The organism is Streptomyces cucumeris, from assembly GCF_024295805.1.
Taxonomy (GTDB): Bacteria; Actinomycetota; Actinomycetes; order Streptomycetales; family Streptomycetaceae; genus Streptomyces; species Streptomyces cucumeris.
In genome coordinates this window covers 92,085-118,315 of record NZ_JANCLX010000020.1, presented here as the reverse complement: position 1 = coordinate 118,315, position 26,231 = coordinate 92,085, and the positions used below count along the sequence as shown (strand labels likewise).

19 protein-coding genes are annotated in these 26,231 nt (G+C 73.7%); 7 read left to right on the top strand and 12 right to left on the bottom strand.

Annotated features, from left to right (window positions below; translation table 11 throughout):
* Positions 1-7 precede the first annotated feature (7 nt).
* The 4 genes from pcp to NMK44_RS26595 all read right to left on the bottom strand — a co-directional run bounded on the left by pcp (position 8) and on the right by NMK44_RS26595 (position 3,197).
* The gene (pcp, locus tag NMK44_RS26610) at positions 8-655 is read right to left on the bottom strand and encodes a pyroglutamyl-peptidase I (protein WP_254747496.1); all 648 of its coding nucleotides are present in this window, start codon (positions 653-655) and stop codon (positions 8-10) included.
* A 24-nt stretch (positions 656-679) separates the two neighbouring features.
* Positions 680-1,648 (bottom strand): DUF979 domain-containing protein, encoded by a 969-nt coding sequence (locus NMK44_RS26605; protein WP_254747494.1) that lies wholly within the window; start codon positions 1,646-1,648, stop codon positions 680-682.
* Complete coding sequence (locus tag NMK44_RS26600; protein WP_254747492.1) at positions 1,645-2,367, bottom strand: DUF969 domain-containing protein; 723 nt, start codon at positions 2,365-2,367, stop codon at positions 1,645-1,647. Before NMK44_RS26600 ends, NMK44_RS26605 begins: the two co-directional genes overlap by 4 nt.
* A gap of 158 nt (positions 2,368-2,525) precedes the next feature.
* Positions 2,526-3,197 (bottom strand): GntR family transcriptional regulator, encoded by a 672-nt coding sequence (locus NMK44_RS26595; protein WP_254747568.1) that lies wholly within the window; start codon positions 3,195-3,197, stop codon positions 2,526-2,528.
* Positions 3,198-3,492: 295 nt separating this feature from the next.
* Here NMK44_RS26595 and NMK44_RS26590 point away from each other — a divergent pair, with 295 nt between their 5' ends.
* Genes NMK44_RS26590 through NMK44_RS26580 form a run of 3 tightly spaced genes read left to right on the top strand, consistent with a single transcriptional unit; the run spans position 3,493 to position 5,857 of the window.
* Positions 3,493-4,272, top strand: coding sequence for a LamB/YcsF family protein (locus NMK44_RS26590; protein ID WP_254747490.1), 780 nt, complete (start codon positions 3,493-3,495; stop codon positions 4,270-4,272).
* A complete protein-coding gene (pxpB, locus tag NMK44_RS26585; protein ID WP_254747488.1) occupies positions 4,269-4,940 on the top strand; it encodes a 5-oxoprolinase subunit PxpB in 672 nt (223 codons plus the stop codon). The genes NMK44_RS26590 and pxpB overlap by 4 nt, the downstream gene beginning before the upstream one ends.
* Positions 4,937-5,857 carry a 5-oxoprolinase subunit C family protein gene (locus NMK44_RS26580; RefSeq protein ID WP_254747486.1) on the top strand — a complete coding sequence of 307 codons (921 nt, stop codon included), beginning with the start codon at positions 4,937-4,939 and terminating at the stop codon, positions 5,855-5,857. Before pxpB ends, NMK44_RS26580 begins: the two co-directional genes overlap by 4 nt.
* A 23-nt stretch (positions 5,858-5,880) precedes the next feature.
* Here NMK44_RS26580 and NMK44_RS26575 read toward each other — a convergent pair whose 3' ends face one another.
* From NMK44_RS26575 to NMK44_RS26555, 5 genes are all read right to left on the bottom strand, one after another.
* On the bottom strand, positions 5,881-6,183 hold the full coding sequence (locus tag NMK44_RS26575; protein ID WP_254747484.1) for a WhiB family transcriptional regulator: 303 nt from the start codon (positions 6,181-6,183) through the stop codon (positions 5,881-5,883).
* A gap of 283 nt (positions 6,184-6,466) precedes the next feature.
* Positions 6,467-10,081 carry a hydantoinase B/oxoprolinase family protein gene (locus NMK44_RS26570; protein ID WP_254747482.1) on the bottom strand — a complete coding sequence of 1,205 codons (3,615 nt, stop codon included), beginning with the start codon at positions 10,079-10,081 and terminating at the stop codon, positions 6,467-6,469.
* Between the two features lie 70 nt (positions 10,082-10,151).
* A complete protein-coding gene (locus NMK44_RS26565) occupies positions 10,152-11,420 on the bottom strand; it encodes a glycosyltransferase (RefSeq protein ID WP_254747480.1) in 1,269 nt (422 codons plus the stop codon).
* The gene (locus NMK44_RS26560) at positions 11,417-12,562 is read right to left on the bottom strand and encodes a glycosyltransferase family 4 protein (RefSeq protein ID WP_254747478.1); all 1,146 of its coding nucleotides are present in this window, start codon (positions 12,560-12,562) and stop codon (positions 11,417-11,419) included. The genes NMK44_RS26565 and NMK44_RS26560 overlap by 4 nt, the downstream gene beginning before the upstream one ends.
* 197 nt (positions 12,563-12,759) lie before the next feature.
* The gene (locus NMK44_RS26555; protein WP_254747476.1) at positions 12,760-14,184 is read right to left on the bottom strand and encodes a HEAT repeat domain-containing protein; all 1,425 of its coding nucleotides are present in this window, start codon (positions 14,182-14,184) and stop codon (positions 12,760-12,762) included.
* Positions 14,185-14,494: 310 nt separating this feature from the next.
* Between NMK44_RS26555 and NMK44_RS26550 the strand changes: the two genes are divergently transcribed.
* On the top strand, positions 14,495-15,967 hold the full coding sequence (locus NMK44_RS26550; protein ID WP_254747474.1) for a PP2C family protein-serine/threonine phosphatase: 1,473 nt from the start codon (positions 14,495-14,497) through the stop codon (positions 15,965-15,967).
* A 55-nt stretch (positions 15,968-16,022) separates the two neighbouring features.
* Here NMK44_RS26550 and NMK44_RS26545 read toward each other — a convergent pair whose 3' ends face one another.
* Positions 16,023-17,546 carry a DNA-binding protein NsdB gene (locus NMK44_RS26545; protein ID WP_254747472.1) on the bottom strand — a complete coding sequence of 508 codons (1,524 nt, stop codon included), beginning with the start codon at positions 17,544-17,546 and terminating at the stop codon, positions 16,023-16,025.
* Between the two features lie 245 nt (positions 17,547-17,791).
* Here NMK44_RS26545 and NMK44_RS26540 point away from each other — a divergent pair, with 245 nt between their 5' ends.
* The gene (locus NMK44_RS26540) at positions 17,792-18,895 is read left to right on the top strand and encodes an aminoglycoside phosphotransferase family protein (protein ID WP_254747470.1); all 1,104 of its coding nucleotides are present in this window, start codon (positions 17,792-17,794) and stop codon (positions 18,893-18,895) included.
* Positions 18,896-19,128: 233 nt separating this feature from the next.
* Complete coding sequence (locus NMK44_RS26535) at positions 19,129-21,162, top strand: peptidoglycan recognition protein family protein (RefSeq protein ID WP_254747468.1); 2,034 nt, start codon at positions 19,129-19,131, stop codon at positions 21,160-21,162.
* A gap of 62 nt (positions 21,163-21,224) precedes the next feature.
* On the opposite strand, the gene NMK44_RS26530 is transcribed toward NMK44_RS26535, so the two are convergent.
* Complete coding sequence (locus tag NMK44_RS26530) at positions 21,225-21,725, bottom strand: hypothetical protein (RefSeq protein WP_254747466.1); 501 nt, start codon at positions 21,723-21,725, stop codon at positions 21,225-21,227.
* 59 nt (positions 21,726-21,784) lie between these two features.
* Positions 21,785-24,712 (bottom strand): ATP-binding protein, encoded by a 2,928-nt coding sequence (locus NMK44_RS26525; RefSeq protein WP_254747464.1) that lies wholly within the window; start codon positions 24,710-24,712, stop codon positions 21,785-21,787.
* 251 nt (positions 24,713-24,963) lie between these two features.
* On the opposite strand from NMK44_RS26525, the gene NMK44_RS26520 reads away from it, so the two are divergent.
* On the top strand, positions 24,964-26,115 hold the full coding sequence (locus tag NMK44_RS26520) for an isoafricanol synthase (RefSeq protein WP_254747462.1): 1,152 nt from the start codon (positions 24,964-24,966) through the stop codon (positions 26,113-26,115).
* Positions 26,116-26,231: the final 116 nt, after the last annotated feature.

The following is a 26,231-nucleotide window of genomic DNA, read 5'->3' as shown; positions in this document are numbered from 1 at the left end:
TCCGTACTCAATGGGTGGCTCCTCCGGCGATGCGCAGATCCGCCCCGGTGGTGCGCACGGCCGCGGTGACGATCGCGCGCAGCGCCTCGGCCGCCGTTACGACGGGCAGCGACGGCTGATCGCGGTCCACGACCTGTCCGGGGGCGTACGGGAGGTGGACGAAGCCGCCCCGGGTCGCCGGGCGCCGGGTGGCGATCAGATGCGCGAGCCCGTAGAAGACGTGGTTGCACACGAAGGTGCCCGCGGTCTGGGACACGGCGGCCGGGATCCCGGCGGCGCGGACGGCGGCGACACACGCCTTGACCGGCAGTGACGCGAAATACGCGGCCGGGCCGTCCGCCACCACCGGTTCGTCGACCGGCTGCCGCCCCGCGTTGTCGGGTATGCGGGCGTCGTCGACGTTGATCGCGACGCGTTCGACGGTGACCTGGGCGCGGCCGCCCGCCTGTCCCACGCACACCACGAGATCGGGGCCGGCCGCCGCCACGGCCGCGTCCAGCTCCTCGAGCGCGGTGCCGAAGACACAGCTCAGCCGGACGGCCGTGACGTCGCAACCGGGCGGCGGATCGGCCGCGACGAGGGCGGCCGCCTCCCACGACGGATTGGTCTCCTCGCCCCCGAAGGGTTCGAAACCGGTGAGCAGCACCCGGGTCATGACGGACTCCCTGCTTCGGGGCCTTCAGAAGGCGAAGAGCGAGATGATGGCGATGTTGCAGACCAGCAGTGCCCCGGCGGTGGGGATCTGCGCCTTGATCGGCCCGTACTGGTCCTTGAGCTCCAGCAGCGCGGCGGGGACCAGGTTGAAGTTGGCGGCCATGGGGGTCACCAGCGTTCCGCAGAAGCCCGCGAGCATGCCGACGGCGAGCACCACGGGGGCGTCGCCGTGCATCTGCTCGATGAGCACGGGCCAGCCGATGGCGGCCGTCATCACCGGGAAGGCGGCGAAGGCGTTGCCCATGATGATGGTGAACAGGGCCATCCCGATGCAGTAGACGGCCACGGCCACGTACTTCTGGCCGTCCGGCAGCAGCTGTTCGGTGATCTTGCCGACCTGGTCACCGACCCCGGCCACCTGGAAGATGGAGCCCAGGACGGCGAGCAGTTGGGGCAGCAGCAGCGCCCAGCCCATGGACTCCAGCAGCGATCGCCCGGCGTGCAGCGATACCGACGGCCTGGGCTCGCGGACCACGACCATGGCGACCAGCAGGCCCGCTATCGCGCCGAAGCCGAGGCCGAGGATGGTCTCGCTGCCGGTCTCCAGCACCGGGGTGCCGCCGATGTGCCAGTGCTTGACGGCCGAGGCGCAGACCACGGCGACCAGCGGGATGGTGAGCGCGGGGATGAACAGCCGGTTGCCGAGCCGGGCGGCGGAGGCGACCCGCTGTTCGGTGGTGGTGGTGCGCGGGACCCCGCGGCCGGTGAGGTTGAACCCGCTCAGACAGACCATGGCCAGGACGGCGACGCCCAGCGGTTCGGCGGGGGCCTTCTTCTCGGTCACCCAGGAGCTGTAGAAGAAGCAGGCGCCCAGCAGTCCCCAGAAGGCCGCGGAGCCGTGGCGCTTGGGGTTGCTGCGGTCGAAGAGCATCTGCGCGGCCATCGCGAGGAAGACGGCGCCGACGAGCCAGAAGAACCACTCGGCCTTGATCACTTGGCCTCCTCCGCGGTGCGGCTGCGCTCGGCAGCGGACGGTCCGCCCGAGGCGGCGATCTCGTGCTCCAGCGTGCGGTCCAGGCGCAGCAGCCGGAAGCCGTGGATGAGGAAGGCGCAGACGGCGGTGGGGATGGCCCACAGCGCGAGCTGCAGCGGTTCCAGGTGGGTGTGGTACGTGGAGTTGACGAAACCGGTGATCAGCAGGATCGAGCCGATGGCGAGGAAGCAGTCCTCGCCGAAGAACAGCCCCACCGTGTCGGAGCTGGCGGAGTAGGAGCGGATCCGCTCACGCACCTTGTCCGGCAGCGGGCCGTGGCGCCGTTCGGCGGCCCCTTCGGCCATGGGCGCCACCATGGGCCGCACGCTCTGGGCCGGGCCGCCGATGCTGGTGAGGCCGAAGGCCGCGGTCAGCTGGCGCAGGGCCAGGTAGAGCGCGAGGAACCGGCCGGTGGTGAGCTTGCCCAGCCTGCCGATGAGGGTCCGGGCCTGTTCCTGGAGCCCGTGGCGCTCCAGGAGGCCGATGACCGGGAGGGTGATGACGAAGATCGTCACCGAGCGGCTGGAGGCGAAGCCGTTGCCGAAGGCCGCGAGGACCTCCTGGGGCGACAGCTTGCCCAGCAGCCCGGTGGCGATACCGGCGACCCCGACCACCAGCAGGGGATTGCGTCGTGTGGCGAACCCGAGGATCACCACGAGAACGCCAAGGAGAACGATCATGCGTCCCGCCTTCCGCGCGCAGGACCTCATGGCGCCGAGCCGTGGTGTCGGCGGCATGAGGAGAACGCACCGGAGGCTAGATGTTCGTTCAACGATCCGACAAGAGCCTGAAACCGACTTGTTCTCGAAGCGCCTGATCGTTTACCGCGGCGAAACGGCTAGGCGCGGGCCACTTTCTGCGCGTACGCCTCCACCAACTGCCGCTGGGAGTCGTCCAGATAGGAGGCGAGGAGCCGCTCGGCCTCGACCGCGTCCCCGGCCTGGAGCACCTCCAGGATCTGCCGGTTGCGGACCAGGTACGGGGCGTGGAAACGGCGGGGGTCGGCCATCACATGGAAGACCAGCCGCAGCTCGGCCAGGACCGCGCGCATCAGCTCGTCGGCGCGCGGACTCCCGGCGAGGGAGACGATCGCCTGGTGGAAGCGGATATTGGCGGTGGACAGGTCCTGCCAGGACCGCTCGTGCACCGCACGCTCACCCGCCGCCACCGCCGCCTCGACCGCGTCCAGCGGATACGGCGGCTCCTCCAGACCGCGCAGCGTGGCGCATTCGACCAGCCTGCGCAGGCGGTAGAGGTCATTGAGGTCGTCGACGGTGACCACCCGGACGAACACCCCGCGGTTGAGCTCGTGGACCAGCAGCCGTTCATGGGTGAGCAGGCGGAACGCCTCGCGCAGGGTGTTGCGGGAGACACCCAGGGCGCCCTTGACGCTGTCCTCGGAGAGCCGGGTGCCGGGCGGGAAGAAGCCCTCGGCGATACGGTCGCGGAGGATGTCCGCGACCCGCTCCGCGGTGCTGGTGCGGCCCAGCAGCGCCCGGTCGGCCTCCAGTCCCGGAACCCCGGGGACCGCGGAGCCCTCCGAGACCTCCGACGCCTGGGCGAGCCGGCGCTCCGCACCTTTCGCACCGCTCGCCCCGTTCTCCCCATTCGCCACTTTTTCTCCTCTTTGCGGCTTCACGCGTTCCGTATCGCGAGAAGTCAAGCCCAGAAACAAGAGCGGGACAACAACACTCTTGTCGGATCGTTCAACGATCGCCTACCTTGGCGCTCAACCGCATCGCCCTCGCGTACGTCCCTTCCCCCGTACACCCTCCACGCCCCCGCACACGCCCGAACGGACGGTTATGACCGCACCCTTGGCGAACCCGTCGATCGACCTCAACGCCGACCTCGGCGAGGGCTTCGGCCGCTGGCAGCTCACCGATGACGACGCCCTGCTGTCCATCGTCAGCAGCGCCAACGTCGCATGCGGCTTCCACGCGGGCGATCCGTCGACCATGCGCCGGGTGTGCGAGCTGGCCGCCGAGCGCGGGGTCCGCATCGGGGCCCAGGTCTCCTACCGGGACCTGGCGGGCTTCGGGCGGCGGGCCATGGACGTCCCGGCGCGTGAACTGGCCGATGAGATCGCCTACCAGATCGGCGCGTTGGAGATCTTCGCCCGCGCGGCCGGATCACAGGTGTCCTACGTCAAACCGCACGGCGCGCTGTACAACCGCTGTGTGCACGACGCGGTCCAGGCCGCCGCCGTCGTCGACGGCATCACGCTCGCGGCGGGCGGTCCGCTGCCCGTCCTGGGACTGCCCGGGTCGCGGCTCCACGAGGCGGCCCGCACGGCCGGACTGCCGGTGGTCGCCGAAGCCTTCGCCGACCGCTCCTACACCGCGGCGGGCACCCTGGTGCCGCGGACCGAGCCCGGTGCCGTGGTCTCGGACCCGGACACGGTGGTCAAACGCGCCCTGGGGTTCGCCCGGGACCAGGCGGTCACCTCGCTGGACGGACGGCGGATCGAGGTGGCGGCGCGCTCCCTGTGCCTCCACGGCGACACCCCCGGCGCCGCCGACCTCGCCCGCCGGGTGCGCGGCGAGCTGACGGCCGCGGGCGTGCGCGTGGCGGCGTTCGCGTGACCCTCCGGAGCCTGCCCGTCGGCGATCACGGACTCCTCGTCGAACTCGGCAGCGGCGACGAGGCCGAGGCACTCCACGCCGAGCTGCTGCGCCGGGCGGCCGACGGACGGCTGCCCGCGGTGCGCGAGATCGTGCCCGCCGCCCGCACCGTGCTGCTCGACGGCCTGGCGGACCCCGGCGGACTCGCCGCCGAACTGCCCGGCTGGGAGATCGCGCCGCTCGCCCGCGGTGACGGCGCCACCGTCGAGGTCCCGGTGCGCTACGACGGCCCCGACCTCGCCGAGGTCGCCCGCCTCTGGGGGGTCACCCCCGAGGAGGCGGTGCGCGTCCACAGCGGCACCGAGTTCCGTGTCGCCTTCTGCGGATTCGCGCCCGGCTTCGGGTATCTCACCGGACTCCCCGAGCGGTTCGCGGTACCGCGCCGCGCCACCCCGAGGACCAGGGTCCCGGTGGGCTCCGTCGCGCTCGCGGGCCCCTACACCGGGGTCTATCCGCGCGCGTCCCCCGGCGGCTGGCAGCTCATCGGCACCACCGACACCGTGCTGTGGGACGCCGCGCGGGAACCGGCGGCGCTGCTCAGCCCCGGCACCCGCGTCCGTTTCGTACCCCTCGACGGCAGTTCGAACGCCGTGGAAGGGCCGACCGCCCGGGAAGGGAGCCGGACATGACCGACAGCGCCTTCTCGGTCGAACGGGCCGGGGCTCTGACCACCGTCCAGGACCTGGGCCGGACCGGCCACGCCCATCTCGGCGTACCCCGCTCCGGAGCCCTGGACCAGCCCGCGCACCGGCTCGCCAACCGCCTGGTGGGGAACGCGGACGACGCCGCGACCCTGGAGACCACCCTGACCGGCTGCGCGGTGCGGCCACGCCGCGCCGCGACCGTGGCCGTCACCGGCGCGCCCTGCGCCGTCTCGGTCGACGGCCGCCCCGCCGCGTGGGGCGCGCCCGTGCGCGTACCGGCCGGTGCGCTGCTGGAGCTCGGGGCCGCCACCCACGGCGTACGCAGCTATCTGGCGTTCGACGGCGGGGTCGCGGCGGACCCGGTGCTCGGCAGCCGCGCCACCGATGTCCTCTCCGGGCTCGGTCCGGCCCCGCTCGCGGACGGCGCGGTGCTCGCGCTCGGGCGCGCGGGCGGCGCGCCGCCCGCGGTGGACGTGGTCCCGCACCGGGGTGTGCCACGGGAACTGGTGCTCCCGGTGGTGCTCGGACCGCGCGACGACTGGTTCACCGCGGCGGGGCTGCGCACCCTGGCCACCGGTGGCTTCCGGGTGTCGGCCGCCAGCAACCGGATCGGGCTGCGGACCGAGGGCCCCGCCCTGGAACGGGCGCGGGAGGGTGAACTGCCCAGCGAGGGCATGGCGCTCGGCGCCATCCAGGTGCCGCCCGACGGCCGTCCGGTGCTCTTCCTGGCCGACCATCCGACGACCGGTGGCTATCCGGTGGTGGGTGTCGTCCCGGAGCGGTGGCTGGCCGCCGCGGCACAGGCGGTACCGGGCACCGGGGTGCGGTTCACCCCGCTGGGGCGGGTCTTCCGGGGGCGGACGGCTCCGGCAGCGTCTCCGGAGCGGGCAGGGCGGGGGTAGCGGGGCCGGTCCGAGGCGGCCGCTCAGTGGGCGGCACGGCGGCTCCCGGCGTGCGCCACGTCCCGCTCCTGGCCGGCGTTCTTCCTGCTGCGGCGCTGTCCACGGCGGCGCAGCGCCCGGCGTTCCTCCTCGCCGGTGCCGCCCCACACCCCGTGGGTCATCCCGGCGTCGAGCGCGTACTCCAGACACGCCTGGGCCACCGGACAGCCCTCGCAGACCTGCTTGGCGCGGGCCTCCTGCTGCTGCGCGGCGGGGCCCGCGATGCCCACCGGGAAGAAGAGTTCGGGGTCCTCGTGCGTACATGCGGCGTTCTGCCACCAGGCCATGGCTGCCCCTTTCCGAGAATGCGTCGTATGCGTCATATGCGTCGTATGCGTGAAGTCCGTTACGGCAACCCGCCCTCGACCTCGCCGCGCCTACGTCCGCGGGGCGGGCGCCCGTGTCATGCGGAGCGCATCCGGGCGGGTTCGCTATGTATCGGGTTACCGATGGCCGCCACCGCAAACGGTCTTGAACGCGCCATACATCACAACGGGGGAATCAACCTACTCACGGTGCCCGCTCCCGCAACCCCCCGTCACGGAGTTCTTCGAGCGGTCCTTCGGGCGTTCACTCCGCCGCGTGGTTCTCCGGGGGTCCGTAACCGCCGCCGCCCGGGGTGTGGACCACCAGGACATCGCCCGGGCCGACCTCCGCGGTGTCGCGGCCGCCGAGGGGTTCGACGGTGCCGTCGGCCCGCTCGACCAGGTTGGCACCGAGCCCGCCCGGCTCCCCGCCCGCCATCCCGTACGGGGGCACCCGGCGGTGGCCGGTGAGCAGCGCGACGGTCATCGGCTCCAGGAAGCGCAGCCGGCGGGTGACCCCGTGGCCGCCGCGCCACCGGCCGCGGCCCCCGCTGCCGGTGCGGATCCCGAAGCTCTCCACGCGCACCGGATACCGCCACTCCAGCACTTCGGGGTCGGTCAGCCGGGAGTTGGTCATATGGGTCTGCACCGCGTCCGCGCCGTCGAAGCCGTCGCCCGCGCCGGAGCCACTGGCCACGGTCTCGTAGTACTGCACCCGGTCGTTGCCGAAGGTCACGTTGTTCATCGTGCCCGAGCCCTCGGCCTGGGTGCCCAGGGCCGCGTAGAGGGCCCCGGTGACCGCCTGGGAGGTCTCCACGTTGCCCGCCACGGTGGCGGCGGGATGGACCGGTGCCAGCATGCAGCCCGGTGGGATCCGCACGTCCAGGGGTTTGAGACAGCCGCTGTTCAGCGGGATGTCCTCGGCCACCAGGGTGCGGAAGACATAGAGCACCGCGGCCATCACCACCGAACTGGGCGCGTTGTCGTTGCCCGGCCGCTGCGGTGAGGTGCCGGTGAAGTCCAGGACGGCGCCGCGTGCCGCGCGGTCCACGGTCACACCGACCTGGATGACGGCGCCGCCGTCGGTCTCGTAGCGGTACGCGCCGTCGCCGAGAGCGGAGACGACCCGGCGCACGGACTCCTCCGCGTTGTCCTGGACGTGGCCCATGTAGGCGTGCACCACCTCCAGACCGAACTGTCCGATCATCCGCCGCAGTTCCTGGATGCCCTTCTCGTTGGCGGCGATCTGGGCGCGCAGATCGGCGAGGTTGGCGTCCGGGGCGCGGGACGGGTAGGGCCCCGCGGTCAGCAGCTCACGGGTCTCCGCCTCGCGCAGCACCCCGTCACGCACCAGCAGCCAATTGTCGAAGAGGACGCCCTCCTCCTCGATGGTGCGGCTGAACGCGGGCATGGAGCCGGGGGTGATCCCGCCGATCTCGGCGTGGTGGCCGCGTGAGGCGACGAGGAAGAGCGGAGCGGTGCCCGCCTCGTCGAAGACGGGGGTGACCACGGTGACGTCCGGCAGATGGGTGCCGCCGTGGTACGGGTCGTTGATGGCGTACACATCGCCCGGCCGCATCGTGTCCCCGTTGCGCCGCAGCACCTCCTTGATGGACTCGCCCATGGAGCCCAGGTGGACCGGGATGTGGGGGGCATTGGCAATCAGGTTGCCCGTCGCGTCGAACAGCGCGCAGGAGAAGTCCAGCCGCTCCTTGATGTTGACGGAGTGGGCGGTGTTCTCCAGGCGCAGCCCCATCTGTTCGGCGATGGCCATGAAGAGGCTGTTGAACACCTCCAGCAGCACCGGGTCCACCTCGGTGCCCACTGCCGCGGTGCGCGGCCGCGGCCGGACCCGGGTGAGCAGCAGATGGCCGTGGTCGCCCACGGCCGCCTGCCAGCCGATGTCGACCACGGTGGTGGCGTCGTCCTCGGCGATGACCGCGGGGCCGGTGACCCGGTCCCCGGGGCGCATCCCGGCCCGTGCGTACAGCGCCGTCTCCCGCCGGCTCCCCCCGGTGTACATCCGCACGGTGGCGACGGGCTCCGCCGCGCCCTCCCGGGGCGGCGGTGCCACCGCGTGGCCACCGGCGGGCCCGGCCGCGCCGACCGCCTCCACCGACACCGCCTCGGCCACCAGCGGCTTGTCCATGGTGAAGGCGTAGCGGGCACGGTGGGCCCGGACGAACCCCTCCGTCATCGCCGCGACGGTGTCCAGGGGGACCGGGAGGGTGGAGTCGGTGCCCGCGTAGCGCAGATGGACCCGCGCCGCGGTGGTCACGGTGTCCTCCGGGACACCGTCGTCGAGCAGTTCGGCGCGGGTCCGCCGCGCGAGCCGCGCGCACAGCTCGCGCACCCGGGGCAGCGACTCCTCCGACAGCTCGGCCTCGACCGCCTGTTCCCGCATGGCGGTGGCGTCGGCCACCCCGATCCCGTACGCGGAGAGCACACCGGCCAGCGGCGGCACGATCACCGTGCCGATGCCGAGGGCGTCGGCCACCGCGCACGCGTGCTGGCCGCCCGCGCCGCCGAAGCTGGTGAGCGCGTAGCGGGTGACGTCATGGCCGCGCTGCACGGAGATCTTCTTGACCGCGTTGGCCATGTTGAGGACCGCGATGTCCAGGAAGCCCGCGGCCACGTCCTCCGGACCGCGCCGGTCACCGGTGGCCCCGGCGATCTCCTCGGCGAGCCGGGTGAACCGCTCGCGGACGGTGTCCGCGTCCAGCGGCCGGTCGGCGTGCGGACCGAACACCGCGGGGAAGTGGTCCGGCTGCACCCGGCCCAGCATCACATTGGCGTCGGTCACGGTCAGCGGGCCGCCGCGGCGGTAGCAGGCGGGGCCGGGGACGGCACCGGCCGAGTCCGGGCCCACCCGGTAGCGCCGTCCGTCGAAGTGCAGCACCGAACCGCCGCCCGCGGCCACGGTGTGGATGTTCATCATGGGCGCCCGCATCCGCACCCCGGCCACCTCGGTGCCGAAGACGCGCTCGAACTCACCCGCGTAGTGCGACACATCGGTCGAGGTGCCGCCCATGTCGAATCCGATGACCCGGTCGTGCCCGGCCTCCCGCGACGACCGCGCCATCCCCACCACACCGCCCGCGGGTCCGGAGAGCACCGCGTCCTTGCCGCGGAAGTGCGCGGCCTCCCGCAGCCCGCCGTTGGACTGCATGAACATCAGCCGGACACCGCGCAGTTCCCGGGCCACGTCCTCGACGTAGCGGCGCAGGATCGGTGAGAGATAGGCGTCGACCACGGTGGTGTCGCCCCGGGACACCAGCTTCATCAGCGGGCTGACCTCGTGGGAGCAGCTGATCTGGGTGAAGCCGAGCTCGCGGGCGGCGGTGGCGAGGGCCCGTTCGTGCGCGGTGTGGCGGTAGCCGTGGGTCAGCACGACGGCGGCGGCGCGGAACCCGTCGCGGTGCGCGGCGCGCAGCGCCCCGGTGGCCGCGCCGAGGTCGAGCGGGTGGACGACCCCGCCGTGGGCGTCCACCCGTTCGGGGACCTCGATCACCCGGTCGTACAGCGCCTCGGGCAGCACGATCCGGCGGTCGAAGAGCCGCGGCCGGTTCTGGTACGCGATCCGCAGCGCGTCCCGGAACCCCTCGGTGACCACCAGGACGGTCGGCTCCCCCGTGCGCTCCAGCAGCGCGTTGGTGGCGACGGTGGTCCCCATCTTCACGACGGCGATCCGGTCGGCCGGGACCGGCTCACCGGGCGCGAGTCCGAGGGTCTGCCGGATCCCGGCGACGGCGGCGTCCTGGTGGCGCTCGGGGTGGTGGGACAGGAGCTTGCGGGTGACGAGGCGGCCGTCGGGGCGTTTGCCGACGACGTCCGTGAAGGTCCCGCCACGGTCGATCCAGAACTCCCAGCGACCGGTCATCCTGCCATTGTCGCAAGCCGGGGCCGGGTGGGCCGGGGTTCGCCGGGTGCCGGTGCGGCGCGGACCGGGTTCACCGCGCACCGTCCACGGCCCGGTGGGCGCGGGCGGGGCGGTGCGGCGCGGAACCGTTCAGCGGGCCCCGGGGACCGTCGTGCGCGGCGTCCGCGGCCGTCCCGTGCCGCGCGGAGGTGCCCGGCGAGGCGTCATGGGCGGCCAGGAACGCGGCGACCGCGCCGGGCCAGCCGTACGCCTCCGCCCGGGCCCGGGCCATCGCCCGGCGCAGCGGCTCCGGGCGGTCCAGGATCCGTTCCACCGCGTCCGCGAACGCCGGTCCGCCGTCGGCCGCCGCCGCGCCCGCCGCCCCGACGATGGCCGGGAGTGCGGAGAGTTCGCTCACCACGACGGGCGAACCGCACGCCAGCGCCTCCAGCGCGGCCAGGCCGAAGGTCTCCGCCGGCCCCGGGGCCAGGACGGCGTCCGCGCTCGCCTGGAGCGCGGCGAGCCCGGCCCGGTCCGCGACATGGCCGAGGAAGGACACCGGCAGTCCCTCCGCCCCGGCGCGTGCCTCCAGCCGTCCGCGCAACGGGCCGTCGCCCGCGACCACGAGCGCCGCGGGTACGCCGCGCCGCCGGAGTTCGGCGAGGGCGTCCAGGGCGCGGCTCGGCCGCTTCTCCGGTGAGAGCCGCGACGCCAGCAGGAGCAGCACCGCGGCCCCGCCGCGGTGCCGGTCGCGCAACCGGGGGTCATGGCGGGCGGGGTGGAAGTGGTCGAGGTCCACACCCAAGGGGGCACGTACGACGTTTCGCGCGCCGATGCGGTGAAACTCGCGCGCCGCCCAGTCCGTGGTGCAGACGATCCGCGCGTACGCCCGCGCGGTCCGCCGGTTGAGCCGGTCGGCGGCCGCCTCGGCGAATCGCCCGGGGACGCCCCAGGTACGCAGCACCGCGTCCGCGCTCTCATGGGAGACCATCACGGCGGGAACGCGGGCGCGCCGCGCCCACTCCCCCGTCCAGCGCAGGGTGGTGCGGTCGGAGACCTCCAGCCGGTCGGGGGCGAGCGACTCCAGCAGGGCGCCCAGCCGCCGCCGGTCGGTGAGGACGCGATAGCCGCCGGTACCGGGGACGCACGGCCCGGGCAGGGTGATCACCCGCCCCTGGCGGGTGTGCTCGTCGCGGGCGCGCTCCCCCGGCACCACCAGCACGGGCTCATGACCGGCGGCCAGGTAGCCCGCGCCGAGCTCCCGCAGTGCGGTGCGCAGACCGCCGGAGGAGGGGGTCACGAAGTTGGCGAGCCGGACGATGCGCAGCGGGACCGGCTGGTCGGTGTGGTCGCCGGTCATGCCGCCACCGCCGTACGGTCCATCAGCACCTCGGCGTAGTGGTCGACCAGTTGGTCGACGACGGCGCCCCAGGTGCGGCCCGCGACCGCGTGCCGCGCGGCGCGCCCGAGCGACGCGCGCAAGCCCGCGTCGGCCCCGAGCAGCGCGACGGCGTCCCGCACCGCCGCGGCGTCGCCGGGCGGCACCAGCAGCCCGGTCCGGCCGTGGGCGACGAGGTCCAGCGGCCCTCCCGCGGCGGGCGCGACCACCGCGACCCCGCTGGCCTGTGCCTCCTGCACGGTCTGGCAGAACGTCTCCTGCGGTCCGGTGTGCGCGAAGACGTCCAGCGAGGCGAAGAGACGGGCCAGTTCGTCCCCGGTGCGACGGCCGAGGAACCGGGCGCCGGGCAGCGCGGCCCGCAGCGCGGGTTCGCTGGGCCCGTCGCCCACCACGACCACCCGGACGCCGGGTACGGCGCACAGCGGGGCCAGGAGTTCGACGTTCTTCTCGGGGGCGAGACGGCCGACGTAGCCGACGATCAGCTCGCCTCCGGGCGCCAGCTCACGGCGCAGCGCGGAGTCACGGCGGGAGGGGCGGAACCGCTCGGTGTCCACCCCGCGCGGCCACAGCCGGACCCGCGGCACCCCGTGCTCCTCGAGGTCGCGGGCGGCGGCGGTGGACGGGGCGAGGGTCCGGTCGGCCGCGGTGTGCACGGCGCGGATCCGCCGCCAGGCCGCGTTCTCCCCGGCCCCGAGGTAGGTACGGGCGTAGCCGCCCAGATCGGTCTGGTAGACGGCGACGGCCGGTATCCGCAGCCGCAGCGCGGCCGTCATCCCGCGCGCCCCCAGGACGAAGGGACTGGCGAGGTGGACGAGGTCGCTGCCGTGCGCGGTGATCGCGGCGGCGAGGCGGCGGCTGGGGAGCGCGACGCGCACCTGGGGATAGCCGGGCAGCGGGAGCGACGGGACGCGGACGACCGAGTAGGGGCGCTCGGGCTCCGCCTCGTCCGGCGGTTCGCTCCCGGTGCCGGCCGGTGCACCGGCGGGGGCGATGACCAGCGGTTCATGGCCGGTCCTCTGGAGATGGTCGGCCGTCTGGAGCGCGCAGTGGGCAACGCCGTTGATGTCGGGCGGGAAGGATTCAGTCACGAGGGCGACACGCATACCGGTGTTCTCGGCGTACGAGAGGTGGCTCCGGCATCGGGCACGTTGCGCGCCGTGGAACGTCCCATGAGCGTTGGCCCTCGGCGCCCCGGAGCACCGGTCCGGTCACCGTGGGTGCGCAACCGGGGGGCGGGACGTCGCCTTCGGCACCCCGGTGGATTCAGGGCGGCGCCCGGTGGATCAGGGCGGCCGGTGGATCAGACGCCCGCCGCGTCGGGACCGATACGGCTGCGGACCGCGGTCTGGACGTCCGCCTCCTCGGCGGGATCGGCGGCCAGCCGGCGGAGCTGCTCCACCACCCGGGCGTCGGCGGTGGCCGCGTGGTGGGCGGCGACCTCGCGGGTGGTCTCCTCGCAGTCCCACAGACACTCGACGGCGAAGCCCGCCGCGAAGGACGGATCGGTGGCGGCGAGCGCGCGGGCGGCGCGGCCGCGGAGGTGGGAGGAGGCGGTTTCGCGGTAGATATGGCGCAGCACGGGTGCGGCGCAGGAGATCGCGAGACGTCCGGCGCCGTCGACCAGGGTCCACAGCGCCTGGGCATCGGGGCCGTCGCCGCGCACGGTGCGGCGCAGGGCGGTGAGGACGAGCGGGGCGTCGTACTGGCCGCCGCGGCAGGCGAGCATCGCGGCGGCGGCGTCGCCGAGGGGGTCGGGCCGGTGGGCCCAGATCCGGGCCCGGTCCAGTGCGGTGATACTGCGCATCCGCTCGAAGGCGGAGAGGGCCGCCTGGGAGACCAGTTCGGTGGCGTCCGGTTCGGTCGCGGCGCGTTCGATCAGGTCCAGCACCTCGGGGTCGCCGGTCTCCGCGAGGTGCCGCAGAGCGGCGGCGCGGGCCGCGTCCGGGGCGGAGGCGGCGGCGGCGAGCAGCTCGGGCCGGTCCTCGGGACCGGCGACGGCGATGAGGCAGCGGGCCGCGGCGTCCGGGGTACGGGCGCTCGGCCGCAGGTCGTGCTCCTGCTGGGCCCAGCGCAGGACGTCCTGGACGCTCCAGCCGGGGCGCGGCCCGGTGGGCCTGAGCTGGCGCTGCCAGCGGTCGAAGGCGCCCTGCTCCTGCGCGGCGCGCACCCGCGGTCCGTGGCGCGGGTCGTCGGCCCACAGCCGCCACGGCCGGGGTTCGTAGGAGCCGCGCACGGCGGCGGCCAGCTCGGTGTCGCCGTCGGGGGTCTCCGGGAAGCGGGCGAGGATCGCGGGGGCCAGGGCGCGCAGCCCGGTGTCGTCGTCGCGCAGGGCCAGCTCGTCCAGGGCCCATTCCCAGTTGGACCCGGCCACGGCGTAGCGGCGCAGCAGCCGCAGGGCGTCGAGCCGGTCGTAGGAGGCGAGGTGGCCGAGGACGGCCAGGGCGAGACCGGTGCGCTGCTCATCGGAGTCGAGCAGGTCGTCGGGGTGGAAGAGGTGCTGTTCGATCGGGTCCAGGTCCGCGTCGAGGTCGAGACAGAGCCGGGCGTAGTAGAGGGAGCGGTTCTCGACCTGCCAGTCACGGCGGGGGTCGCGCAGCACGCAGTGGTGCAGTGCCGCGAGCGCCTCGGCCCGCGGCGCCGCGAGGGCGTGCAGGGTCCCGTCGCCGCGGCCTCGCTGAAGGAGGCCGAGCAGGGTGCCGCTGGGCGCTATGTCTGGATCGAACATGAGGTCAGCATCCGGTGCGGGAGGTTCGCTGGCAACGGGATTTCCGTCGTCCGGCATTCTTGCCGGTGTCCGGGTGCGGTATGCCTGCGGGGCGCCCGGACTGTAGGGATTCCCGAGCGCCGCAGCCTACCGGAACCAATTCCTCCGGCGGGTACGGGCGAAATGTCCCGGGAGAGCCGCTGGCATATGCCAGAAGCACCACCGGATCGGGTATTGCCAAACCGGTTACGGGATGTCGCAGCCTGTGCAACAGTCGTAACCGGTCCAGCCCCATGAAACCGGCCGCGCCGCGCCCGTATCGGAGAACGTCATGCCGTCCCCCCGCTCCGCGGACCAGCCCGCCGTCCAGCCGCCCCGCCGCGGCACGGTCGACGCCCTCATCTCGCAGACCGAGCGGCTCCGCGGCAGGGTCGACGCCGTCCGCCGCGATACGACGACGGCCGGTCTGGACGGGCGGAACGATTCGCAGCTCCGCTGGCAGCGCGCGCTGTGCGATCTCGCCGTCCACCATCTGGACGACCTCGGCCAGCACCTGGGCCAGCTCCGCGAGGGGCTGCCCGAGCCCCGGACCGGGGACGGCGGCGCCCGGACCGCGGACGCGCCCCCGGCGGAGCCGGTGCGCCCCCGCGCCCCGCGCGATTCGCTGCTCAGCCGGGTCGGCAGCGCCGAGTGGAACCTGCTCACCGACGAGGTGGTCTGGTCCGACGAGCTGTGCCGGATCTTCGGCCGCGACCCGCGGGACGGCGGGCTCAGCCTGGACGAGCTGCCCTCCTGGGTCCTCCCCGAGGACCAGCCGGTGCTGACCGGCATGGTCACCGACTGCCTGGTGGACGGGAAGCCGGTCGAGGGCGAGTTCCGGGTGGCGCGCACCGACGGCGCGGTCCGCACCCTCCACCTGGCGGGCGAGCCGGTGTTCCACGCCGACGGCAGCACCGCGTCCATGTGGGCCGTGCTCCGGGACGTCAGCGAGCTGCGCCGCAGCCAGCGGGCGGTGCACGAGACACAGGACTCCTTCCAGCGCCAGCGGTACGCCGCCCGCGCCGAGCACCGGCTGGCCGTCGAACTCCAGGAGGCCGTACTGCCGCCCTGGCGCGGTTCACTGCGGCTGCCGGACAGCGGCGCCCCGGGCCGTCCGGCCCGGGACTCCGGCCTCGACCTGGCCGCCCACTACCTCCCCTCCGAGACCAGCGCGCGGATCGGCGGCGACTGGTACGACGCGCTCGAACTCCCCGACGGGCAGACCCTGCTCAGCGTCGGCGACCTCACCGGCCACGGGGTCACCGCGACCTCGGGGATGGCCATGCTGCTCGGTGCCGTCCGCGGGATGGCGGTCGCCGGGATCGACCCGGGACCACTGATGGACCGGCTCAACCAGCTGCTCGGGGTCTCCTCGCAGCCCGCGCTGGGCAGCGCCGTCTGCGGCCGGTACGACCCGCGGACCCGCACCCTGCTGTGGGCGCAGGCCGCCCACCCCGCCCCCCTGCTGTTCCGCGGCGGGACGGGGCGTGCGCTGACACCGCCGGGCGGGGTGCTGCTCGGCGCCACCACCGGCGCCGCGTACACCCAGGCCGAAGTACGGCTGGAGCCCGGGGACCTGCTGCTGATGCACACCGGAGGGCTCACCCCGGACGCCGGGGCCGCCACCGAGCGGCTGCTCGCCCTCGCACCGAGGTTCACCGCCGCCCGCGGCGCACAGGACTGCGTACGGACGGTGGTCGAGGCGTTCGGTGATGAGCGCCGCGAGGGCGACGCCTGTGTGCTGATCGCCAGGGTCGGCCCCTAGGGTCCCCAGCGACCGGCAGCCGGCCCGGTGCTCCGCGCCGGTACCACGGCGGCCGCTAGACCGCCGCGCTCCTGGCCGTGCCGCCCGCCCCTTTCACTCCAGGACCCGCCCCCTTCGCTCCCTTGGTGGCGACGCCCTTGGGCATGGCCTGCTGGATCTCCTCCCGCAGCTCCCGGATGGGCCGGGAGGAGGCGTACGCGGCGGTGAGCCCGTACATCTCGCGCAGCCGGTCCCAGGTGCGGTGCGAGGAGTTCTGCTCGATGGTGTCCAGCGCCTTGCGCGCATGGCGGTCGCCCTGTGCCGGGTCGTCACCGATGAAGCAGGCGGAGGCGATGGAGATGTGGTCGAAGATCTGCGACCGCTGACGGCCGCCCTCCCGCATCCGCAGCGCCTCCTTGGCGTGGCGCTGCGACAGGGACGCCACCGAGGGGTCGTGCTCGGCGAGGGTGCGGTAGATCAGCCCCTGCATCCCGTGCATATCCGCCTCGTTGAAAAGCTGCATCCAGCTCGGTGACGGTCCGCGGTCCCGCTCGGAGACGAACAGCTCCTCCGCCTCGCCCAGGGTGCGCCGCACCGCCTGGCCGTGGCCCATGGACGCCTGCGCCCATGCCTCGATGGTGCAGAACATGGCGCGGGTGCGCGGCAGCGCCTCGTCGCCCGCGCCGGACTTGGCCAGCCGCATCAGCTCCAGGGCGTCCTGCGGGCGGCCGATGTGCACCATCTGACGGGCGGCGCGGGACAGCGCCTCACCGGCGCGGGGGCGGTCACCGCCCTCCCGGGCCGCGTGCGCGGCCATCACGAAGTACTTCTGTGCGGTGGGCTCGAGCCCCACGTCGTGGGACATCCAGCCGGCCAGCACCGCGAGGTTGGCCGCCACCCCCCACAGTCTGCGCTGGAGGTGCTCGGGGTGGTGGTGATAGGCGAGCATCCCGCCCACCTCGTTGAGCTGGCCTACCACGGCCTTGCGCTGGAGCCCGCCGCCGCGGGCCGCGTCCCAGGCGCGGAAGACCTCCACCGAGGTCTCCAGCGCGTCGATCTCCTGGGAGCCGACGGGGGCGGCCTCGTAGCGGTCGAAGCCCGCCGGTTCGGCGGACAGGGGGTGGTCGGTACGGGGGGCGTCGGAGGCGAGGGTCGGGTCGGAGAGCAGCCAGTCGCTCATGGCACCGGTGATGGCGGTTCCCGCGGCGAGCGCGGCGCCCGCACCCACCAAGCCGCGTCGGTTGAACATAAGGTCCATTCCCGTGAATTCGGTGAGGACCGCGGCCGTGGACTCGGGGGGCCAGCACAGTCCATCGGCGGACTGTCCCTTTCCCGCGCGCCCACCTCTTCCGAACCCGAGGTCCTCGATGGTCACGACACGACCGAGACGCTCGGTGAACAGGGCGGCCAGCACCTTGGGCACGGGATCGCGCGGCGTCTCGCCGGTGTCGATCCAACGCCGCACCCGCGAGGTGTCGGTCGCCAGCTGCGGATGGCCCATGGCCGCCGCCCGCCGGTTCACGAGCCTCGCGAGCTCTCCCTTGGACCAGCCGGCGAGGCCGAACAGGTCCGCAAGACGGGTGTTGGGTTCCCTCGTCACGTCAAGCCCCCAGGTTCCTCGGCTGGCTCGACAGTAACGGCCCCGTCACGGGCCGTGCGACTATTCGCCAGGGTTCGCCAGGGTCCGCCAGATGGTGTGCCACCCGCGCGCGGGTGTGATGTAGAAGCGCGTTACCCGGCCCGGTGGCGGATCGAGCGGAATCGACCGCATTCCCCAGGGTGCGGCCCCGTCACGGGGCCGGGAACGTACGCATTCGTCGGCACACGAAGGGATCTGTCTCGCCCATGTACGCAGCGTCGTCCTCCGTGTCCGCCCCACCCCGGCCGTACCGGCGGCAGCTGCCCGGCACCGGGCCGTACCTCGATCCCTCCCACAGCGGCCGCGCCCGGCGGACCGCTGCTCTCGGCCCTGTGCCGCCCCGCGGGAGACTCGACGTGTCCGGACCCCAGGGTGCGCAGCTGCGCACCGCGATCGCCTCGGTCCATCGCATCTGTCCGGAGTTCAATCCGGTGCAGGTGCTGCGGCGCAGCGGACGGAGCGTGCTCCTGGTGGGCACCACCGGCCGCTCCACCGCGGTCGCCAAGTGCCTCCTGGACCACTCCCCGGCGTGGGCCGAGCGGTTCCGCAGGGAGATAGCGATGTACCGGGCGTTCGTGCGTCAGCGGCCGCCCGTACGGGTGCCCCGGCTGATCGCGGCGGACCCGGACAACTGCGCACTGGTCATCGAGCGGATGCCCGGTCGTATCGCCGCCACCCAGCGCCACCCCACCGAGCCGCCGCAGCGGGCCGACATCCGGGCCGCGCTGAGCGCCATCTGCCGGATCAACCAATGGCGGCCGCCGGCCGATCTGTTCGACGCCCCGCTCGACTACGCGGCCCGGCTGTCGCGCTATCACGAGCTGGGGCTGCTGACCGACCGGGACATGGGTGATCTGCAGAAGCTGCTGCTGGGTCTCTCGCACGCCCCCGGACGCCAGGCTCCCGGGCAGTTCTGCCACGGTGACGCCCTGTTGAACAATGTCCTGCTGTCCCCCTCGGGCGCGGTGCTGCTCGACTGGGACCACGCGGGCTGGTACCTGCCCGGCTATGACCTGGCCACGCTGTGGACGGTGCTGGGTGATGCCCCGGCGGCCCGACGGCAGATCAGCCAGCTCGCGCAGGCGGCCGGTCCGGCGGCACGGGACTCCTTCCTGGTGAACCTGATGCTGGTGCTGACCCGGGAGATCCGCCAGTACGAGACCGCCGTGCAGCGCACCATGCAGGACCCGGCCCCGGTGGTGCCGGGCGCGATCCCGGCGGGAGAGGAGCAGCGGCTGCTGCTGCGCCGGCTGCACGACGACTGTGCGCTGGCCCGCCGTGCGGTGCGGGCCGCGGTCGGCACACGATGACCGCGGGGCGCGGGCCCGGGCGGGGCCGGGGGCGCGCCCCCCGCGGCGGCCGTGCGAACACCCCGCGGGCGGCCCACGATCCCGGGGGGGGGCGCCACCGGTGGGGACGGGGGCCGCGCCGCAGGCGGCTGACGTGCGAACACCCGTCTGGGCGCATCTGATTGACGGATGACCCGGCAGCGGATACCTCTGAGTGGCCCGGCTCGTGCTCGGCCCGCCTTGAGGAGGCTGCCATGCCAGGATCCGCACAGGACAGCGCCCACGACTCGAACAGACCGGCATCCGGCCCCAGCCGGAGGACCACCGTCCGCGCCGCGGGTGCCGCGGCGTCCGCCGCCTTTCTGCTGCCGATCGTCTCCGCGGCCCCGGCCGCACGTGCCGATCAGTCGGCGCCGGATGCGGCACCGGATGGTCCTGCCCGGGGCGGAGAGCTCCAGCGCGCCTTCGCGGCGGCGGCCACCGAGTACGGCGTTCCGCTGAGCGTGCTGCTGGGCGTCGCCTACCTCCAGTCGCGCTGGGACGGGCACGGCGGGGCGCCGAGCGTCACCGCCGGCTACGGACCGATGCACCTCACCGACGCGCAGACCGCACTGTCCCGCGCACCGCACCACAGCGAGGGCACCGAGGACGCGCGCGGCGATCTGGCGCGGCCCCTGCGGGTGCCCCGCACCGCCGTTCCCGAGCCGCGCCAACTCCCCGCGCGGCTGCGGACCTTGGGCCGGGCGGCACAGCTGACCGGACTGTCCGCCGAGACGCTGCGCACCGACGCCACCGCCAATGTGCGCGGTGGCGCGGCCCTGCTGGCCGCCGGGCAGAAGCGGCTGGGACTGCCGCTGAGCGAGGACCCGGGCGACTGGTACGGGGCGGTGGCGGCGTATCCGGGCACGGACGACGCCACGGCGGCGCGGGTGTTCGCGGACGATGTGTACGAGGTGATCCGCGAGGGCGCGGCGCGCACCACCGGCGAGGGTGAGCGGGTGGTGCTCCGGGCACGGCCCGATGTCTCCCCCGACAGACGGCAGTTGCGGGCGCTGGGACTGCCGTCACCCGCGCGCGATCCGCGGGTCGAGGCGCCGGAGAACGTGTCCTGCGAGTGGATCCCGGCGCCCTACGAGCAGTTCGGCGACAACGACTACGGCAACCACGACCTGGGCAACCGCCCCAAGTCCCAGCGCATCGACTACATCGTCATCCATGACACCGAGGGCTCCTGGGACACCACCATCAAGCTGGTCCAGGACCCCACCTACGTCTCCTGGCAGTACACCCTGCGCTCCGCCGACGGCCATATCGCCCAGCATGTGCCGCTCAAGGACGTGGCCTGGCACGCGGGCAACTGGTACGTCAACGCCAAGTCCATCGGGCTGGAGCACGAGGGTTTCCTGACCGCGCCCGACGCCTGGTACACGGAGGCGATGTACCGGGCCTCGGCCCGGCTGGTGCGCTATCTGGCGCGGCGGTTCGACATCCCGCTGGACCGGCAGCACATCCTGGGCCATGACACCGTTCCGGGCACCACCGCCGCCACCATCAGGGGTATGCACACCGACCCGGGGCCCTACTGGGACTGGGCGCACTACTTCACCCTGCTCGGCGCGCCCTTCCGGCGCACCGCGGGCGCCTCTGGCGGTCTGGTGACCATCCGCCCGGACTACGACACCCATCAGCCGGTCTACACCGGCTGTGACCAGCCGGGGCAGCCGTGCGCTCCGCACGGCTCCTCCGCGGTGCGGCTGCACACCGCACCCGGCGAGGACGCACCGCTGGTCAAGGACATCGGGCTGCGTCCGGACGGCGCGGACTCCACGACGGGCGTCAATGACACCGGCGCCCGCGCCACCACCGGGCAGCAGTTCGCGGTGGCCGGGCGCGAGGGCGACTGGACGGCCATCTGGTACCTGGGGCAGCGGGCGTGGTTCCACAACCCCGGGCGGCGGCCCACCGCGGTGCACGCCAAGGGGCTGGTGGTCACGCCCAGGGCGGGGACCGGGGAGGTTCCGGTGTACGGCCGGGCGTACCCGGAGCCGGAGGCGTATCCGGAGGGGGTGCCGGTCCAGGCGGTCTCCCCGCTACCGTACAAGCTGCTCGCCGGGCAGTCGTATCCGCTGGGGCTGAGGACACCGGGCGAGTACCTGTGGGCGACCACCTTCGATCCGGCGGGCCACAAGGTGGTGCGCGGCAAGGACGTCTACTACCAGATCCAGTTCGGGCACCGGGTGGCGTTCGTCCGCGCCGCCGATGTATCGGTCCGCCGTTCCGGGAAGTGAGGCCGACGGGGCGTCAGGCGGCGGCCGGCGCCCCGTTCCGCGCCGACGGGCGGGCGCGGTGCTCAGCGCTGCTGGAACATCTCCGCGGGGAGCGGCTTGAGCAGCCGGTAGAGATCGTCGGTGATGGGCCGGTCCCAGCTTGCGATGGTGACCAGCACACCGTCGTCGCGGTCGAACTGGGCGCAGGAGATCCGGCCCTCGGAGACCTTGATCCGGCGCACGATCAGCAGGTTGTCCTCGTGCATCACCGGGCTGTCCTCGACATTCACCACATGCACCGGCTCCTCGTTCCCGAGGGCGGCGAGCAGCTGGGTCACCTCGAAGGGCACCTGGTTCTCGGCGACCTCGCGGGCCGGGGAGCCTTCGGGCAGATTGCCGATGATCATCGCCGGACCGCGTCCGCCGAACAGGTCATAGCGGAGGAAGACCCCCTGACAGCTCCCGTCCGGTGCGGGCAGCAGCCCCGCACCGAGATCGCCGGGCCAGTCCCCGGGATCCATGGCGAGGACATCGAAGTCCGGCCCGGTGGGCGTGGCGGCGCTGCGGCGGCGGAGGAAGGACATGCGGATATGGTACGTGCCCGCGCGGCGTTCCCCCTGCCGGGGAACGCCCGGCGCGGGCGTCAGCGGTCGGGGCTCTGCACCGGTGGACGGGCCGTGGCGGCCGGTCCCAGGAGCTTGGACAGACCCGTCCGGTCGGTGCCCACCTTGCGGTAGACGCCGGAGAGCAGCCGGGCCACATCGCGGTCGCTCAGCCCGGTCTCCGCGCAGATCCGCTCATCCGTCCAGCCCTGGGCGGCCCGCTCGGCCACGGCCTGCTCCTGGGAGGTGAGGGGGCTGGTGTGGTCGACGCGCAGCTGCATGGGGCGCAGGCCCGCCGCGGACAGCTCGTCGCGGGCCCGGGTGGCCAGCGCCTCCGCCCCGCACTGGACCGCGCCCTCAAGACCGCGGTAGAGCCGGTCGCCCGCTTCCTGGGGCAGTCCGATGCGGCGCAGTGCCGCGCCGTGGTCGACCAGCGCCACGGCCAGGTCGTAGGCGGAGGGTGAGCGCTCGAGGTGGCCGACGGCCTCCGCCAGCAGCTTGATCCGCTCGGAGCCGTGGGCCACGGCGGCCGCGGTGTGCAGGGCGCGTCCGATGGCGGAGTGGGTGCCGAACTGACGGGCACGGCGCACCGCGTCATCGGCGACCTCGGCCGCCTGCCGGGGTTCGCTGAGCGCGAGGGACTGGGAGAGGTGAAGCTGCCAGGGACACCAGGCGGGGTTGCGCATCCCGCGCCCGTCCATCCGGCGGCCGACCTCGGTGAGCTGGTGGCGGGCCTCGCGGTGCATATTGGCGGCGAGCAGCAGCTCGCCGCGGACCGCGGGCACATCGGGGCAGAGCACGGCCTGCGGCAGGATCTCCCCGCCGTGTCCGGCGGCGAACTCCTGCGCCTCCCGGACCCGGCCGCGGCAGATCAGGGTTTCGATGAGGGTGCCCACGGCGGTCCAGTGGGCGGGTGTCGAGGAACCGACGAGATCGGCGATCCGCATGCCCTCGCGGGCCAGCTCCTCCGCCTCGTTCAGCGCACCGCGCCGGTAGCGGGCGTAGCCGAGGAGGGTGATCCCGAACGCCAGGTGGGAGCCGCGCCAGCCCTTGCGCTCACACTCCGCGATGCCCTTGTTGAACAGGTCCTCGGCGCGGCCGGGCTGGTCGCAGTGGAGGAAGATCAGCGCGACCAGGCTCGGGACCTCGAAGCCCCAGTCGTCATCGGTCCAGCTCAGACCGTCACCGAGGGCCTCCTCCGCGTAGTACAGGGCGGTGGTGGCGGGCTCTCCGCGGGTCATGGCGTCCCAGGCGCGCAGTCCCAGCAGATAGCGCTCGGCCATTCCGCGGCCGGTGAGGTGGTCGGCCAGCCGGGCGAGTCTGCGGGAGCGGGCGGGCGACTCCTTCTCATCGGCGCGGAACATGTTCCACATGAACTGTTCGGCCTGCATCCGCAGCCGGGTGCGGGCGCTGGTGGCCCGTCCGGCCTCCGCGGCGACGATCTCCGCGGCCTCCTCCATCCGGCCGCTGTGGCCGTACGCCTGGGCCAGCCGGTAGGTGATGGCCTCGCGCAACTCGGTGTCGAGCGCCGGTTCGTCCAGCGCGGCACGCAGGTGGTTGATGGTGACGGCGGGCTCGGTGAGCTGGGCGGAGCAGCCGAGCTCGTAGAGGACCGCAGCCCGCTCCTCGAGGGCGGGCGGCTCCCGCAGCGCCCTGGCCAGACAGCGCCGCCCTGCGTCGGGCGCCCCGGCGCGCAGATACTCCCGGGCCGCGGCCCGCAGATGGCGCACCACCCATGGATCGCCCTCGGGGTGCATCTCCACCAGATGGCGGCCGGCGGCGGTGGGTCCCAGTCCGGCGCCGAGCACGACGGTGGCGGCCTGTCCGTGCATGGCCACCCGCAGCGCACCGGGGATCGCCTGGTAGATGGCGGTGGCGATGAGCGGGTGGAGGTACTCCAGGGGCTGCTTGCCCGGCCCGCCGCGTGGCGGGGCGAGGATCCGGGCGTCGACGAGCCGTCCGACCACATCGGTGGCCTCGGTCTCGCTGAGCCCGGCGACGCTGGCGGAGAGGGCCGGGGTGGCTTCGATACCGAGGACGGCGACGGCCCAGGCGAGCCGTACGGCGGCGGTGCCGAGCCGGGTCAGCCGGTCGTTGAGTCCGCTGTCCTTGGCCGAGGAGACCAGTTCGCGCAGGGCGGGCAGGTTCTCGGACTGCGGTTTGAGCTCCCGGTCACGGATCTTGGCGGTGAGCTCGACGACCTCGAAGGGATTGCCGCCGGTCATCGCCCAGCACTCGCGGCAGAACGAGTCGTCGGCCTCCTCGCCGAGCACATCGCGGACGACCCGGCCGACCCCGCTCGGGGTGAGGGGCACCAGCACATGGGGCCGCGAGCCCTGGCGTTCGGTGAGGCCGCGGACCCCGGCGGCGTCGGCGGACAGATCCTCCGGGCGGTAGCCGACGGCGAGCAGCAGCGGCAGGTCCACGGCGCGGGGCGCGAACCGGGTGAGCCAGTCCAGGGATTCGGGGTCGGCCCAGTGGACGTCGTCCAGGATCATCACGACCGGGGCATGTTCCACCGCGTAGCGGGTCACCAGCCAGTCCAGACCGTCGCGGACACCCTGGGGATCGGGTGCGCCACCGCCCTCGGAGACCACCAGGCCGACCGCGGGCGCCACGATGTCGTACCAGCCGCCCAGGATCCGGCGGTGTTCCTCCTCGCCGGTGGCGGCGAGCACGGGCTGGAAGAGCTGGCGCACCACATGGAAGGCAGCGCCCTGTTCGTGTTCGCCACCGCGCGCGGACAGCACGGTGCAGCCGCGGGCCGCCGCCCGGCGCCGCATCTCGGCGAGCACCGCGGTCTTGCCGACACCTCCCGGTCCGGCGAAGGCGATCACCCCGCCGGTGTGCGTGGTCCCGGAGCGCTCACCGGGACGCGTACCGCACAGGTCCGTCAACGCCCCGTCCACCGCGCCGAGTTCCAGCTCCCGTTCCAGCAGTGTCAGGCGCGCCTGGTTGTCTCGGCTCATGTCCTCCGCCACGTTGATTCCCCTCCGGCAGGTAACGCCGAGCGTAGCGCGTCTTGCACGCTCCGTAGCCTCCGCGCCCGCGTTTTCCCCATGGCATTGCCACGGGCACGCACCATTTCAACTCGTCCTCTATCGATGGCACGTTCCGCACGCGAGGATGGCCGGATTCATCGGGTTGCCCCGGTGCCGTGATGCCCTGTGATACGCGCGGCGCGGGTGATCCACTTCATGGAGGGGGGCGGTTTCGCATCATGACCACACGTGCTTCGCGGTCTCACGCCCGGCAGTCGGCGCTGTTACGGCGGGCGGCCCTGTTCGACTTTCCGGCCTCCGCCGGCCTCAGCCCCGATGCGGAGGCCGCCAGACTGCACACCGTCCAGTGGTTGTCGCGGTTCGGCGTCTTCGAGGGCGGCGAGGCCGTCGCCGAGTACGACGCGCTGCGGTTCGACGTGCTGACGGGGCTTTTCTACCCCGGCGCCCGGGGTGCCGATCTCGATCTGGGCAATGACCTGGTCGGCTGGTACTTCGTCTTCGACGACCAGTTCGACGGTGAACTGGGCCACCGCCCCGAGGTGGTGGCGCGGCTGGTGGCGGACATCGTCCGGATCACCGAGGAGCCGCTGCGCGGCCCGGACGCGCGGGAGGCGTCCGGGGGCGGGGACGGAGCCGGCCACGGGTACGACGGGCCGGAGGGGCCGCTGCTGGCCAGCTTCCGCGATCTGTGGCGCCGGATCAATTCCGGCCGCTCACCGGTGTGGCGGGCGCGATTCCGCCACCACTGGCTGGAGTATCTGCACTCCTACCACCGGGAGGCCCTGGAGCGCACCGGATCCGGTGCCGGGATGCCGCGCTCGGTGGACGCGGTGCTCGCGCTGCGCCGCCACTCCATCGGTGTGCAGCCCTGTCTGGACCTCAACGAGCCCTTCGGCGGTTTCACCCTGCCGGACGCGCTGCACGGCGGCCGTCCGCTCGCCAGGATGCGGGAGGCCACCGATGACGTGGTGGTCTTCACCAACGACATCGCCTCCCTGGACAAGGAGTTGGCGGCCGGGGACGTCCACAACAGCGTCATCGTGCGGCGCGAGCGGGCCGGTGGCGATCTGGAGGACGCGGTGCGCCATATCGCGGGCCTCGCCAACGCCCGCTACCGCTGGTTCGAGAAGACCGCGGCCCGGCTGCCCAGGATGCTCTCCCGGGCCGGGGTGGCAGCGGAGGTACGCCGTGATGTGGAGTCCTATGTGGACGGCATGCGGAATGTCATCAGCGGCAATCTGGGGTGGTCCCTGCGGACGGCCCGCTACGACGAGCGGGGCATCGAAGCGGTGAGCCGGGGTCGTCAACGGCCCTGGGCGGGTCTGGCCGAGTCGGACGCCCTGGTGCGCGCGGGGCGCACAACGGACTGACGCTCACAACCGGAGCCGTAACCGGAAGGGCCACGACGCCGTCGGGGGGGGGGGGCCCCGCGGGGGGGGGGGGGGGGGCCGCCCGGGGGGGGGGGGGGGGGGGGTGGGGGGGGGCG